The following is a 14,837-nucleotide window of genomic DNA, read 5'->3' as shown; positions in this document are numbered from 1 at the left end:
AACTAACGGCAGCTTCCAGCGAGTAATTCGGTGCGAATCATCTAGTATCCACATTTAAGCGGTGAGGAGAGCCTGTCCTGCCGCTCCTCTGGAATTTAGCGAAGGGTGCGAGAAATCACCTTGGGCAAGCCGCTGTCTTGTCCAAAAAAAGCCGTGCGCCACCGACCATAGGAGAACGCGTCGATGCGGCAGTTCGGCTTTCTTGAGGACAAGTAGCGTGAGTGCCACTAAGCCGCATACCGATGTCATCTACTAACGAAGGAGAGCGATTTTGGCTGCAACGACTTCATGGGCGGACGCAACAAATACGGGGCTGCCGGCGGGGGTGACGCTTACGCCGTCCGGAGACCTTGTGATCACTCAGCCCGGAACGGTGATTTCCGGCCTCGACATCAAAGGGACCGTGCAGATCGCCGCGGACAACGTGACGCTGATAAACTGCAAAGTCACGGCGGCTGCGTGGAGTCTGGTGACGGTAGCCGATGGCGTTACGGGCGCGGTCGTCCAGAATTGCGAGATCAACGGTGTCGGCAGCGGCAACGACGGCTCCTGTGGCATCAGCGGCCATGGCACCTTCGTCGGCAACAATATCTACAACGTCGAAAACGGCTTCAGCATTGCCGGAAACAACACGGTTATCAAGGACAACTACGTCCATGACCTGAACGCGTCTGGCTCGCCGCACTACGACGGCATCCAGATCGACGGCAACGTTTCCGGGGTTACCCTTAGCCACAACACGATCATCAATGACCACAACCAGACTTCGGCGGTCATGATCGACAATTATTTCGGGCCGATCTCCAATATTCAGGTCGATAATAACCTGCTTGTGGGAGGAGGGTACACGGTCTACTCCGACGGCCAGTTCACCGGTGGCTCGATCACGGGGGTGTCGTTCACCAACAACCATCTGGCGTCGGGTGGATTCGGAATCACGGCCTTCGATCAGAACAATCCGGTTTACACGGGTAACGTCAACGACGGCGCGACGCTGGTTGCCACTCTCAACACGTCGGCGAATACAGGCAGCATGACGACAGGCTCTGGCGCTCTGCCTGCCGGGTCGACTGGGTCGACTGCACCGCCTGCCGGCTCGACTGCCACGGCCCCGAGCAAACCTGTCATTGCGTCGTGGTCGGCTGATACGGCTTCGTCCGGGGACGGCGTGACCAGCTCCAACAAGATCACGCTGCACGGTACTTCCGCGGCGGGTAGCACAGTGACGGTCTATGACGGCAAGACCCAGATCGGGACGGCAACCGCGGACTCGAGCGGCGGCTGGGACTACATCACCCAGGCCCTGACCGATGCGAAGCATGCGCTGACGGCCACCGCGACAAACTCATCGGGCAAGACCAGCGTGGCGTCGGCTGCAGTGGCGCTCACCGTCGATACCAAGGCGCCGGCCGCGCCGACGATCAGCAAGGATACCGTCAGCGGTGCCAATCAGGTGGTGGTGTCGGGTGCTGCCGAAGCGAATAGCGCGATCAAGGTGTATGACGGAACGACACAGGTTGGCACCGCCACGACCGACGCAAGTGGAGCGTGGACGGCGACGACCGTGGCTCTGTCGTCCGGTGCACACGTACTCTCCGCGAAGGCCACTGATGTCGCGGGCAACGTGAGCGCCGCGTCGCCAGGCGTTGATCCCGTTATCGGATCTTCAGGCACGTCTGGTTCGTCCGGTTCCTCTGGTTCGTCGGGCTCAGGGACTTCCGGTTCAGGAGCGTCCGGGTCGGGGACGTCGGGTTCGGGGACGACGGGGTCCGGCTCGTCAACATCGCCTGCTGCGCCGAAAATCGTCTCGGTTTCGACGGATACAGGTGTGGCCGGTGACCACGTCACCAGGGACAACACGCTGACCTTGACTGGGAGCGCAGCCCCGAAGAGCCTGGTCAAGATTTATGATGGCACGACCCAGCTCGGCACCGCCACAGCGGACGCCAACGGAGCATGGCACTACGCCGCCACTGCGCTGCCCGACGGCAAGCACAGCTTCACCGCCACTGATACGGTCTCCGGTGCCACCAGCGCAAAGTCGGCCGCACTGGCCGCGACCGTCGATACCTCTGCTCCCGACGCTCCGGTCCTTCTCAGCGATGACGTCAGCCATCATCGCGCGACCGTGATCGGAACGGCCGAGGCAGGCAGCAGCGTCAATGTCTACGAGGGGACGACCCTGCTCGGGTCGGCGACGACAGGTGCCGACGGGCATTTCAGTGTGACGACCTCTGGCCTCAAAACCGGATCTCACACGTTCGTCGCCTCGGCTACGGACGCCGCTGGCAACACCAGCGCCTTGTCACAGCCGATCGATCCCCCGATTGGCTCGCACAGCGCCAATGGCACCTCGGCGGTGGAAGTCACAAATGTGCGCCCGCATTGGGATCACACGGCAACGATCAAGGGCACTGCCGATCCCAACAGCGAGATCAAGCTGTCTGACGGCACGACGTCGGCCGGTTCGGTCACGGCGGGAGCCGACGGCAAGTGGAGCTTCCACACCTCCGATCTGTCGGGCAAGACCCACGCCTATACCGCGGAGCAGGTCGACACGACCGGCCACGTGGTCGGGACCAGTTCGGGCGAGGCGATCATCGGCACAGGCCACAGCGATACGTTGACCGGCACCACGGGCAATGACGTCATGGTCGGCAAAAGGGGGGCGGACACGTTCGAGTTTGCGTCGAACTTCGGCCAGGACATCATCAAGGACTTCGCCGCCCGCGGACCTGCTCATGACACGATTGAGTTCAGCAAGGGCGTATTCGACAGCTTTGCGAGCGTTCTCTCCCACGCGGCCCAGTCAGGCCACGACGTCGTCATCGCGACGGGGAGCGACACGCTCATGCTGAAGAACGCGCAGCTCGACAAGCTGAACAGCCACGACTTCCATTTCGCGTAGTCGCGAGTTCAGCGAGAGGGAGTAGCCACCAATCTGTGGTGCATATCATGGAAGGCGGGGATCGTCCCCCCGCCTTCTTTTATTCTGGCTGCCTCTATTGTGATCTACGCGTGAGCAGCTTCCCAGTGTTCGCGGGATCAACGCGCGGACAGGATCGACAGGCGCGACTGGAGCCAGTCGACGCTTCCGCGCGATGGTCATTCTCGCAGCGGTCGCGATAAGCAACCGAGTGCCTACTCTTTCTTCACCGCGACCAGCCAGTCACGAGCACGTGCAGATCAAACGAAAATTAAATCCGGCGCTGTGCTCTCTACCGCGCCCAGATAGGCTAGCCGGGTGTTAAGCAAACGATTTCTGTGGGCTGAGGGCCGTCCCGCAACAGAAGCGTGTTGTGTCTCGCTGTCTGGCATGACATCAGGGGAATTCGCCGTGATTTAATTGAAGTAAGATATCGCGATTACTGCAGTGGCGTGAGTCGGTGTGCTGGTTAAAAAACCTCAGCCCGGCCCCCATCTGGTCCCAAAAAAGCCCATGGCGACCGGGCACGTGAGGCCGACCTGATTAACCATGAGGTGGTGGATATAGATCGGCACGACGTAGTGCTCCGCGAACAAGATCATAGGGGGAGTACGTGTCGATGAAGCTGGGCGAGCAGATTGAATGGCGGGATAGCCAACAAGTCACGCTGGTACCGGCAGACGACACGCTCAAGTTGGCCAGGCTCGGTGCGCAAAATCGGCCTGACTTCTTATTTCGCGTAACAGTAGATCGACGACAGGGAAATCAAATTCAGGACTGCCTTGGGGATCTTCTTGGGGATCGTCACATAAGGCACGGTTCAAGGGCGGGAGCCATGACACACTTTGAACGGCCGGGGGTAATTTCCCCGCCAGCAAGCCTCTATCGGATCCTACTTTCGCATTTGGCGCGACTCGGGGCCGTCCCAAGACAGTGGGCGGAAGATGCCGAACTGCGGACACAAGGGCCGATCGGCTGGGCAAAGCACCTCGTCGAAGTCTTGCGGCGACGACTGTTCTCCCGTCTCCCGCGGCCGGCTAGCGACTATGATGAGTCGCAGTCGGAAATGTCGGCCTTCCTGCGGTCTTGCCGCCGGATATTCTGGGCTCTCGCCGCCTTCAGTGGGATGAGCAATCTCCTCATGCTCACCGGCTCGTTTTTCATGCTGCAAGTCTATGATCGGGTGCTGCCCGGGCGCAGCATACCGACGCTGATCGCCTTGATGGTTCTGGCCACGGTTCTTTACCTGTTCCAGGGTGGACTCGAGCTCGTCAGGAGCAGGATCAGCTCCCGAGTCGGCCGGTATTTCGATGAAAAGCTCAGCATTCGCATATTCGACTCGCTTGTTCGCCTGCCTTTGAAGACCAGAGCGGATGGCGATGGCTTGCAGCCTGTGCGGGATCTCGATCAGGTCCGCAGCTTCCTGTCGAGCGGAGGGCCGACGGCGCTCTTCGATCTCCCCTGGATGCCGATCTATCTCGGCATCTGCTTCCTCTTTCACTTCTGGATTGGCGTGACTGCGCTGGCCGGCGCGCTGGTCCTGGTCGGCATTACGATACTTACGGAAACACGTACGCGAGGGCCGGCACAGGCATCCTCGCGTCTCGCCGTCTCGCGGACCGCACTGGCGCTCGAAGGGCGGCGAAATGCCGAGGTCCTGCAGGCTATGGGCATGCGGCAACAGGCGGGCTTACGTTGGCGGGATGTCAACGCGAAATACCTCGCGGCCCATGAGCAGGCAAGCGATGTCGCAAACGGACTCGGTGGTGCCTCCAAGCTCTTCCGGGCGATCTTGCAATCGCTGGTTCTTGCCGTGGGCGCCGTCCTCGTTATCAATCAGGAATCCACGGCCGGCATCATCATTGCCGGATCGATCCTCACCGCACGGGCACTGGCGCCCGTCGAAATGGCCATCGCGAACTGGAAAGGATTCGTCGCCGCGCGGCAGTCGGGACAAAGGCTCGATCGCTTGCTGAAGCTTCTGCCGAGCGAGGAGGAGCGGTTGGAATTGCCTGCGCCTGTTGAAACCCTCACCGCCGAGCACCTTTATATTGGCGCCCCGAACTCGGAGAGGCCCACCATCAGTGAAGTGTCGTTCCAGCTGCGGAGCGGGCAGGCGGTTGGAATCATTGGTCCGAGCGGATCCGGCAAATCGACGCTGGCACGCGCGCTGGTGGGAGTGTGGCCGTGCATTCGAGGCAGGATCCGGCTCGACAACGCTTCGCTCGATCACTGGTCTTCGGACGCTCTCGGCAAGCACATCGGTTATCTGCCTCAGGACGTCGAATTGTTCGACGGCAGCATTGCAATGAACATTGCGCGGTTCGATCCGCAGGCAACGGCCGCCGCAGTTCTGGAAGCGTCGCATGCCGCGGGCGCGCACGATCTCATCCTCTCCCTTCCAGACGGCTACGGCACGAAGATCGGCGAAGGAGGGTTGGCGCTATCGGCGGGTCAGCGGCAGCGCATCGGGCTCGCGCGCGCGTTTTACGGCAAGCCGTTCCTGGTCGTACTGGATGAACCCTCTTCCAATCTCGATGCCGAGGGCGAGGACGCCTTGACCGAGGCGATCTTGAACGTGCGCCGTCGAGGCGGAATTGTCGCCGTTGTTGCGCATCGTCCGAAGGCGTTGGAAGGTGTGGACCATGTCTTGTGCCTCGGGGAAGGCAGGGTGCAGTCCTTCGGCAAGAGAGAGGAGGTCCTCAAGAAAGTGTTGCGAAATCCCACACCGCTCAAGGTCGTCGCGGAAGGTCAAGGAGGTGGCCGATGAATGGCCAGGTGACGCCGGCGATGCAATCCATCCAGCGTTACATGATCGTGGGTATGATCATGTTTGGTTTGGTAACCTTTGGGGTTGGCGGCTGGGCGACAACGACCCAACTGTCGGGCGCGGTGATCGCCCAAGGCGTGGTCGTGGTGGATTCGAGCGTCAAGAAAGTTCAGCACTCCACTGGTGGGATCGTGGGAGAGTTGCGCGTGCGGGAGGGCGCGCGGGTCAATGCAGGGGATATTTTGATCCGCCTTGACGAGACGCAGACGCTCGCGAATGCCACCATCGTCACGAACAGCCTCGATGAGCTGTTCGCGCGGCAGGCTCGTCTGGAGGCCGAGCGCGATGGCGCCGCGCAGGCTGTCTTTCCCAAGGTGCTGCTCGACCGGGCCAAGGAGAGCAACTCGGAGGCGAGCCGTGCGATTACTGCGGAGCGAAAGCTGTTCGAGCTGCGTCGTCAGGCGCGGAGCGGCCAAAAAGCGCAGCTGCAGGAGAAAAGCGCGCAGCTGGAAAACGAGATCAAAGGCCTCACAGGGCAGACAGAGGCCAAGCAGAAGGAGGTCGAATTTATCCGGCAGGAGCTGGAGGGCGTGCGTAGTCTCTGGCAAAAAAATCTGGTGCCGATTACGCGGCTCAATTCCCTCGAGCGTGATTCCGCTCGCCTCGAAGGCGAGCGCAGCCAGCTGGCAGGAATGATTGCGCAGTCGAAGGGCAAGATCGCCGAAATCGGACTCCAGATCATTCAGATCGACCAGGACCTGCGGACGGAAGTGGGCAAGGATCTGATCGAAACGCGATCGAAGCTCTCCGAGCTGAGCGAGCGCAAGACTGCGGCGGTCGATCAACTGAATCGGATCGATATCAGGGCACCGCAAACGGGTCGCGTCCACGAGCTGAGCGTGCACACGGTTGGAGGTGTGATCTCTCCCGGCGAGCAGATCATGCTGATCGTGCCCGATGCGGACTCGCTTGCGGTTGAGGTCAAGATCGCACCGCGCGATATCGATCAGGTCTATATGGGGCAGACCGCGACAATGCGCTTCGCGGCGTTCAACCAGAAGACCACGCCTGAAATCGACGGAGAGGTCAGCATGGTCTCGGCAGACATTACACAGGATCAGCGTGCCGGCACCAGCTACTACACGGGCCGTGTCCTGCTGAAGCCAGAAGAGCTGGCGAAACTCGGGTCGGCCAAGCTGTTGCCCGGCATGCCGGTCGAGGTCTTCATTAAGACGGCAGGTCGGACCGCGCTATCCTATCTGCTCAAGCCGCTGCACGATCAGGCGGAGCGCGCATTCAAGGAGCGCTGACTCTTCGCGAGAAGATAGCAGCGCTCGACTGCCCGAATTCGGGCCTGGCGCCCGATCCGTGGGCGCCAGCGTTACGATCAGCCGCTGCTGCTGGGCGGCCGGAAAGCATCCGCGGCGGGCCGCAGCTGGCCGAAGAGTGCGCCTTACAACTCGGGGCGGAACTGCGGTCTGGTCTGAAGGCTCGACCGCGGCGTTCTGGTAATGTCGGGCCGTCGCGAGAGATGGCGAGATCGATCAGCCTCCTGATCAATAGCAATAGATCGCGCGACTCTCGACGGAAGGGTCGTAGCGGATGTCTGTCGTTCGTGGGCGAGACCACGGATCGCTCGAACGACCGTCCGCTCAGCACATCCATTCGCTTAGCGTACACGGTCATCGCGGCCGGGAAGACAAGTAATGAAGCTTCAGCCCCAAGGATGACGAGTAGCTCATTCTGGCACATGAAACTGTCTCGATCGAGGAAGTACGGTTCGACGATTTGGGCCCGGTGAAAAATTAGACCAACGCTTCAAATCGTATGGGGCGTTAAATGGTTGCGCCGGCTCTAGACGCGCGAAGCACGTTCCGTGGGTGCTTGAGCGGCCTTTTCAGCGGTACACCGAGCCGGCCAACAGCTTCTGCTCCGTCATTCTCCCCCATTCTTTCCTCGGCAGGATTGTGAGCGTGCGGCTCATTTGCAGGCGGTCGTCCATATATTTAATTTTTTAGTTTATTCTTGCGAATTATATCATATTTAAATATGATTTAATATTATAATTGCTGCTCTTGCGACAGGGCGGCCGCGCTCTGGGTTGAATCCCGGCCTCAATTGTTGTTCGCGGGGGATCGGCAGATGCAACGTATTTCGGGGCCAATCTTCACGGCAGCCGTAGCTGTCATGATCGGAGGCGTCCACTGGGCGCGTGCGGCACCGTTGACCGTGCAGACGGCCCCGCGAGCCGCTCTTGCGCATATCGAGCTGGGACGCCCGACGCTTCCGCCCCTCACTTACACGCTGTTTTGCCTCCGCTATCAGGGCGAATGCCGCCTGCGACGCTTCTTCCGGGGCGGGCCGATCCGGCTGACCGAGAAGCGATGGGCGGATCTGCGGGAGATCAATCGCGCGGTCAACTTGGCGATAGGGCCAGCTCGCAACGAGCTCGGTCTTGCGGGTGAGACCTGGATCATCAACCCCGCTCGCGGGGATTGCAACGATTACGCGGTGAGCAAGCGCCACGAGCTGCTTCAGCGCGGCTGGCCCGCGCGAGTGCTATTATTGAGCGAGGTCGTTGTCGATTCCGGAGAACATCATTTGGTGCTTCTGGTGCGTACCAAGAGCGGCGATATCGTCCTCGATAATCTCACGCCGCAGATCGTGCCGTGGTCGCGGTCGCCCTATCGCTGGGTTCGCGTGCAGAGTCCGGGCCGCGATGGGCTGTGGGCGGCGGTTGGGCGGGAAGGGGCGTGAAAACGCCGGCGCCCGGAGCCTTGCTTGGCCAGAATGGGCCAAGAGCTAGTCCTGAGTGCATTTGAGCTGCTTGAGCGAAGCGAGCCTGTCCTCAAGCGCAACGATCCGGCGGAGAAGATCAAGGCGTGACAGCTCAAGGGTAGCTCGCGTCGATCCAATGACGAAAGCGGCAGCACATGGCCGTTCGGAATTGGCAATAAGGACGCTGGACACGCGCAGGCACCGTCGCCGGTCAGCACATCCACCCAACCTTCGGAGGGTCACCGGCCCACGATCCGGCCCGGCAGCGGCCGATATAAGAGGGAGCATCAAGCCGCGGCGAAGCGCTGGCGATGATGAGCCGCAATGACGTCGGTCGGCTGTCGCCAAACAATCTCGCCATCGTCCCGCACGCGGGTGCAGCCGTAGGAGGCCTGATCGGTTTTTCTGGCCGGTGCCCTGATAGCCGGGGACAACTCGCAGAACTACCCCGCCGAGCTCACGCTCCCGGACGGCGTTGAGACGATTGTACAGGCACGCGACCGTGTCGTTCGAGCCGAGCGCGATCGCCTGCTGAAATAGCAGATTGCCGCCAGCGAGCGCCGGGATGACAAGGTGCATGCTGATTCCGGCGGTCGTCTCGCCATTGATGATTGCCCAGTTCACGCCGTGATAATGAGGCAAAAGCGAATAGGGCACCTTAACAAAGCGACACAATGCAAGAATTTGCCGCGAGATTATCCGATCGAAGGAAGAGATCACGACGGCAGCGGGACGCAAGTCGGGGATCGCTTTCCGAAGCTGGTTCAATTCCTGCAACTCCGTGACCGAGATGCCTTGAGTTTTCGCAAATGCCCTTAGCGCGCTGGCTTCGGGGTGGTCCGGCTTTCGGAAGACCTGGACCACGCGGCGCTGCGCAGCCCACGACCGAAGGGCAGTAAAGCCTGTCGGTCCGTCCGCGAGAAGCAAGACATCGGGCTGCAGCCGCTCGGTCATGTCATTCCTGCCATGGTAGGAGCTGGGCCAAGCCGTCCCGTTGCCACGGCACCGCCGCGCCCTAAACCCATTCGGCTGCCCGCAATCCTCAGTCTGCAATCGTACGATGGGCTCGGGCCAATCTCCGATAGCAGGATGCCCATATGGCGCTGCCCAACCGGCTGCGTGGGCCAGAGGGAAAAACCATTTCGGCCAGCGGCGCTCGATCGACGTCGCCCCAGAACTGTACCACGACGGCGCCGGCGGGCGCGCATGCAGCCAGATGCGCAGCCTCCGCTTGGCCGATACGCGGCGCCGCCGCTGGCTGCAGCGCGACAACGAACGCGTCCCATCCTTCGGGATGGACCGCCGCAGCTTTGTCGAAGGTCGTGACGCTCGCCTCCGAGCTTGCTAGTCCAGTGCGCAACGGGAGGAAGTCATTGTCGCAGAGCAGACCGATTCTGTTGCCGAGCACCGCCAAACCGCAGTCGTGCAGCTGTTTCACGGCGAGCGGTCCGAGGAATGAGAAGACGTCCACGGCGGGGTGTCGCTCGTTGACACCGACCACCGGGATTTTGCGCCGTGCACACGCTTCGATATCCAGGTCCTCACGACGAAATTCCCAAGCCTCGAACATGAAGGCGATCGCGGCGTCGCTGCGCAAATGGGCAATCAGGGGGCGAAGGTGGCCACTGTTGGTTATGATGTCGACATTGCAAACCACTTCGGGCTGATCTTCTCCAGGATTTCGATGCGATCAGCGACGCCCAAGGGGACAGCGAGCTCCAGAGTCTCTTGTTTGGCATCGGCCACGGTCCCGTGGCGGCCAGGTTTTGCAAACGCGCCGACGGGCTTGGCTCCGGCCATCGCGGCGAGGACGGCAGTCACGGCGTAGGCGCCAGTCGCCGCTTCGGTCAACGCGGTCAATTCCGAAAGGTCCAGCCCTGTTCGCTCGACGGCGAGCTTCATCAATGTTCGCAGCCGAACAGGCGAGAAGCCTGACCTGGAAGGAATTCGCGTGTCGGTATCGGCTGGTCGCGGTTGGGTGAAGGCTGTTCCTGCCTCAATTCCGGTCGTGGAATGGGATCCCACCATTGCCGCTGCAAATACTGGATTCATGATGCCCTCGATCTGCGCGCTCTGGATATCCGATCGCGTGCCGCCCGGAGCACGTTATAGAGCGGATCGGGCATGAGGGCGCGGAGATGATCCTGCCAACTCATTCGCTCCATGCAGTGGTCTTCGCCGGGACGAGCGGCCCAATACCGGACGCGGCGTTCGCCCGGCGCCGGGACGCGGCGCGTCGTCGTGTAGTAATACGATGCGACAGAAAGGCGCATTCGACCAGGCGGGCATGTGACCGGATCAGGGAGGCCGTGAAGAGTGGCGCCTTGTGTCTCCCAGAGGATCATGGTGTTGAACTGCGGGAAGATACGCCGTCCGAGAGCTGACATCTCGGCAGGCCACAGTTCGAGGCTGCCGCCGTAGGCTTCCGGCCAATCCCGATTGAGATCGATGAGGAGATTGAGCCGGTTGAACAGTCGGGTCGTCGATTGAACCTCGAAATCGCGATGAATCTTCGTGAAGCCTCCCGGAGGCATTCGATGTACCCCCGCAAATTTTTGGGTTGGATCGGAGATAAGATCGCGAACTCCAGTGATGGCCGACACGAACTCACGGAAAGGAGCGCTGTCCACCAGGCTCAGCAGATGTTGAGTGGCTGGCCCGAGGCCGTGAGAAATCTCCTGCTTCACCCCAGGCAATCGGTGTTTGTGGCAATCAGGTTGGTTTCTTCGAGCACGACGCATTCGGCCGCAACCATTCCAGTAATTTCTCGGGAACCGCGTCGTGGACGACAATGTGCGGCCAAGGGTTTTGCACTGGCGTATTCAGAGCGCAGGGCATCGCCTCAGGCGAAGAGGCCCGCTTAGTAAGTGAAGTTGTACGTCGACGCAATTTTGCGGACTCCCGCTGCGGAGGCTTCGGGCCGCCCCCTTCCAGGCAGGCTGCCCAAAATGTCAAATTAATAACTGGAGGGTGCGAGCTGCGTATGGGTGGAGATTGGGGATCTTCTCCGAGGCAGAAATGTCGTTTCAATCTGCTGCGCCGCGAAGTCGAATTACGCCCTGTTATCAAATTTAAATCGTCAGATTAATATACATCAGTTGCCACGCGATGATTTTGGTTTGTTCTGCAAAAAGGAGCTGGCTGTTGCGGGAGGATCCCGATGACCGATCTTGAGGCCGAAGGGCGAACGTGAGTTCTTGAAGAGCTGCGGATGCCGTTACCCCTCCAGCCATGACGTTGTTGCTGTCCACCTCTCTTACTTCAGCCGCCACAGCCGGTTCAGGCCGTCATATTGTGCGTCGCAACACTGGCTTCGATCGCTAGATTTTGCGGTCCATGGACGGCCGCGCCGTTGCGGTGTGTCGGAGCCGCGCCGTGCTCAACCGGTGCGGCGGCGCTTTTGGCTGGATGAGCGGTTAATCAACAAATCGTTCAGCTTCTTGCCGGCTCGGAGCTGCGCCTTCAGCCAGCGGGGTTGCTTGCCACGACCGGACCAGGTCTCGGACGGCTTTTTCGGATTTTGATACTTCGGCAGCACTGGCGGGTAGGGGCGGCGCGCACGTTCCCCGTTGGGGGCCCCGGAAGTTCCCTCGATCCTGCGAAGCCGCTCTTCGAGCTTGGCTTTTTCCGCGATCATTCTCCGACTAAGAACAGTCGTCACTTCATCGTAAAGCCGCCACAGCTCAGCCGTGGTCGCGGATGCCCACTCGTCGTTCCCCATGGAAGCCGTCCCCACTACTTCCGATTTGAAATAGGAGGGGGGCTTATCAGGTCGGAGCCCCGTCGGGCAAGCCTGATCGGCCCGCGCACAGAACTCTAGTGTGCAGTGCGGTACTTCTTGACGCTACCAGCCGGGCCTGTGCCTTCGACCGGCCGGTCGCCTCCCAGCCGGTCTCCGCCGGCGGACCTTTCGCATCGGGCCGAGCAAGCGCTGCTCGGCCATCGACACGCGACTACGTAAATTCTGCAATTCGGTGAATTGAACGCTCAGAGATTCATGCATTTGCCGCAAAACAGCCGAAGAATACATATGACCACCTACTCATTACCAGCGATGACCCGTGACCGCAGATTGAAGTTTGCCGGGTTAGCGAAAATGTCGCCCGAACTTTGCTGACCAGGTTTTCATCGGTGCTACTGCCGAAGCAGAGCCATTATCGTTCGAGACGTCTGATTAATGGTTGGAAAATTTCCACTCTCATATTGAGGTTGGATGAATAGTATTACTTTTTGAGCCTCCTCTTCGAGTTATGGGTCGAGGCTTTTCAGCTGCCTCGCTCCGGTCGTTTGTCGAATGTTAGATTTGAATCATGAATGTGACTATATATCGTTCGTAATAAGTGGTCGGTGATGAGCTCGATGGCGGTTAACCAATCCTGACAAGGCAGCCACATACTGGAGCGCCAGATCTGCGGGAGAGTTTTGCAGATCATAGCCAGCTGAGAAGGCGCTGGTTTGTAGATGAATCGGCTGCTTCGGATTTTCCATGGAGGACCGCAATCCTACGGTGCTGCACGCATTCTCAAAGCGAGTTACAGTGGTGTGGCCATCATGCGTTGCCGATGCGTGCCGTGACGAATTGACAGTGCGGCGTTTTGGCAGAACGGATTGTTGTGCTTCCCGCGCGACTTGAGGTGAATGCAGGAATAAAAACTGCCGCGTGGGGTATCAGGAATAGGCAGGGGAAGCATGCGCCGCATCAGAGTCGTCATCGCGGATCGGCACCCGATCGTCTTGCAGGGGATCAGCAGCGTCCTTGCGGCGCAGCGCGATTTTGCGATCGTGGCCGCCTGCGGCGATACTGCAAGCTGCATTGAGGCCATCCGACTTTTGGTGCCCGACATTGCACTGGTCGATATTGCAATGCCCAGTATCAGTCGACCGGACATTCTGGCTATCGCAAACACCGCTGGCCAAGGTACCCGGGTCATTTTCTTCGCTGAAAAAGCCGGCGATCAAAGGTCGCAGACGCTGGCCGCGGGCCGCGCCTGCCTCGTCCTCACGAGGGATGCTGAGCCGGAGATGCTGGTCGCGACCCTGAGGAAGGTTGCGGAACGCCAGGGGCCGGCATCGCGGTCGCCGTACACAGGTGGCGAGGTCCGTGGGGAGTCTCACATCGGTGAGAAAAAGGCTCCGACGCAGCTGACCGACCGGGAATGGCAGATCATGAGACTTGTATCGGAGGGGCTGTCGAACAAGGAGATTGGGCGTTTCCTGAACATTACCGATGGTACGATCAAAGTCCACCTTCACCACATCTTCCAGAAGCTCGATATCAGCAATCGAACAGTTCTCGCGGCATTTGCAATTTCGCAAAACGGGCAACATGCGGCCGCGCGTGAACTCGCCCCTTCCGGCCTACTACAGCAGGATTCGGCGGTTCGAAACGACGAGGACGTCAAGTGCAGCAATGTCCTTCCGGAACGTACGCGTTAGCTGGACATCGCATCATGCTGGGCGGTGAGCATCGGTTGCGGCGCGCAGATGCTCGGCCATGTTGCGGCAGGCTCCTTCGGCCTCAGCCAATGTTCGGAAGGGCGACCCGCTGATCTTGATCGCGCCGTTGTTCTCGTAGAGTGGTCGCCAACTCGCCAGGTACCCGGAGCGTCCGTGAAAGCCTGGACCGGTAGGGCTCTCCAGGCTGATCACAAACGAGAAGCCATCGCCGCTCGCGCTCCAGATCTCCATGTTTTCGATTGGCCGGTGAAATTGCAGTGGCATGGCAATCATCCGTCGTGCGCTGCTCTTAACCAAGCTAATCAGATATATGCATATTAAATATTAATTTGATACTGCCGATTGGGGCTCCGGCGCCGGGGCTAGCAAGCCCGAAGGCCATGGAAATGCTGGCAATCTGCTGGTGGCGCACGCTTCGCAATCCCCATCTTTCAAACAAAAGTTTTGATTGAAAGTCTATTTAATATATAATACGAATGAAGCAAATTAAATCAAGGGAGCGCATTTTGACCCAAGGTGGCAATGAAGATGACGACCGGCGGGCGTTCCTGAAAACCTGCGGAAGATTCGCGGCCGTGACACCCCCCGTCATGACGCTGCTGCTGTCGACCTCGCTGACCTCAACAGCCATCGCACGTTCAGGCGGACAGAACGGAGCAACGCATGGCGATGACAGGGACCAGTCATTCTTCGACAACGATCGTCCGTCCGTAAGCGTAGCTCTGCGGCCCTTTTGAATGGCGCTTGACGTCTATTTTGAGCGCGTGACGCGGCGCCGCGGCTTCCATGTGTCGGACAACGCGTCGACGGCGGCCTCGAGGGCCTTCCGGTCGATCACGTTGGGATCGAACCGCTCTGGGCCCCAGCGGCGCATATGTTCGTGCTCCGGATGAGCAGGGTCGCTGA

General features: G+C 60.0%; 12 protein-coding genes. 6 read left to right on the top strand and 6 right to left on the bottom strand.

The annotated features are described in order from the left end of the window. Positions 1–271 precede the first annotated feature (271 nt). The 4 genes from IVB13_RS17005 (at position 272) to IVB13_RS16990 (ending at position 8,453) form a co-directional block, all read left to right on the top strand. Positions 272–2,908, top strand: a complete 2,637-nt coding sequence (locus tag IVB13_RS17005) for an Ig-like domain-containing protein (protein ID WP_247489779.1) — start codon at positions 272–274, stop codon at positions 2,906–2,908. A 1,084-nt stretch (positions 2,909–3,992) separates the two neighbouring features. Beyond that, the gene (locus tag IVB13_RS17000) at positions 3,993–5,696 is read left to right on the top strand and encodes a type I secretion system permease/ATPase (protein ID WP_247489807.1); all 1,704 of its coding nucleotides are present in this window, start codon (positions 3,993–3,995) and stop codon (positions 5,694–5,696) included. Then, entirely contained in the window at positions 5,693–7,006 is a 1,314-nt protein-coding gene (locus tag IVB13_RS16995) for an HlyD family type I secretion periplasmic adaptor subunit (protein ID WP_247489776.1), read from the top strand. Before IVB13_RS17000 ends, IVB13_RS16995 begins: the two co-directional genes overlap by 4 nt. A gap of 832 nt (positions 7,007–7,838) precedes the next feature. Continuing rightward, complete coding sequence (locus IVB13_RS16990; RefSeq protein ID WP_247489775.1) at positions 7,839–8,453, top strand: transglutaminase-like cysteine peptidase; 615 nt, start codon at positions 7,839–7,841, stop codon at positions 8,451–8,453. 45 nt (positions 8,454–8,498) lie between these two features. On the opposite strand, the gene IVB13_RS16985 is transcribed toward IVB13_RS16990, so the two are convergent. From IVB13_RS16985 to IVB13_RS16965, 5 genes are all read right to left on the bottom strand, one after another. Next, positions 8,499–9,428 carry a formyltransferase family protein gene (locus IVB13_RS16985; RefSeq protein ID WP_247489773.1) on the bottom strand — a complete coding sequence of 310 codons (930 nt, stop codon included), beginning with the start codon at positions 9,426–9,428 and terminating at the stop codon, positions 8,499–8,501. A gap of 88 nt (positions 9,429–9,516) precedes the next feature. After that, entirely contained in the window at positions 9,517–10,071 is a 555-nt protein-coding gene (locus tag IVB13_RS16980) for a hypothetical protein (RefSeq protein WP_247489771.1), read from the bottom strand. Between the two features lie 35 nt (positions 10,072–10,106). Beyond that, positions 10,107–10,376, bottom strand: coding sequence for a hypothetical protein (locus tag IVB13_RS16975; RefSeq protein WP_247489769.1), 270 nt, complete (start codon positions 10,374–10,376; stop codon positions 10,107–10,109). A gap of 146 nt (positions 10,377–10,522) precedes the next feature. Beyond that, a complete protein-coding gene (locus tag IVB13_RS16970) occupies positions 10,523–11,161 on the bottom strand; it encodes a 2OG-Fe(II) oxygenase (RefSeq protein WP_247489768.1) in 639 nt (212 codons plus the stop codon). A gap of 692 nt (positions 11,162–11,853) precedes the next feature. Continuing rightward, positions 11,854–12,195 (bottom strand): H-NS histone family protein, encoded by a 342-nt coding sequence (locus tag IVB13_RS16965; RefSeq protein ID WP_247489767.1) that lies wholly within the window; start codon positions 12,193–12,195, stop codon positions 11,854–11,856. A 968-nt stretch (positions 12,196–13,163) separates the two neighbouring features. On the opposite strand from IVB13_RS16965, the gene IVB13_RS16960 reads away from it, so the two are divergent. Continuing rightward, the gene (locus IVB13_RS16960; protein ID WP_247489765.1) at positions 13,164–13,910 is read left to right on the top strand and encodes a response regulator transcription factor; all 747 of its coding nucleotides are present in this window, start codon (positions 13,164–13,166) and stop codon (positions 13,908–13,910) included. Positions 13,911–13,922: 12 nt separating this feature from the next. On the opposite strand, the gene IVB13_RS16955 is transcribed toward IVB13_RS16960, so the two are convergent. Next, entirely contained in the window at positions 13,923–14,195 is a 273-nt protein-coding gene (locus IVB13_RS16955) for a hypothetical protein (RefSeq protein WP_166517484.1), read from the bottom strand. Between the two features lie 212 nt (positions 14,196–14,407). Here IVB13_RS16955 and IVB13_RS16950 point away from each other — a divergent pair, with 212 nt between their 5' ends. Next, positions 14,408–14,668, top strand: coding sequence for a hypothetical protein (locus tag IVB13_RS16950; RefSeq protein ID WP_247489764.1), 261 nt, complete (start codon positions 14,408–14,410; stop codon positions 14,666–14,668). The last annotated feature ends 169 nt before the right edge of the window (positions 14,669–14,837 follow it).

The sequence above is a fragment of the Bradyrhizobium sp. 17 genome, from assembly GCF_023073515.1.
GTDB classification, from domain to species: Bacteria; Pseudomonadota; Alphaproteobacteria; order Rhizobiales; family Xanthobacteraceae; genus Bradyrhizobium; species Bradyrhizobium canariense_D.
This window is presented reverse-complemented; position numbering and strand designations above follow the sequence as displayed.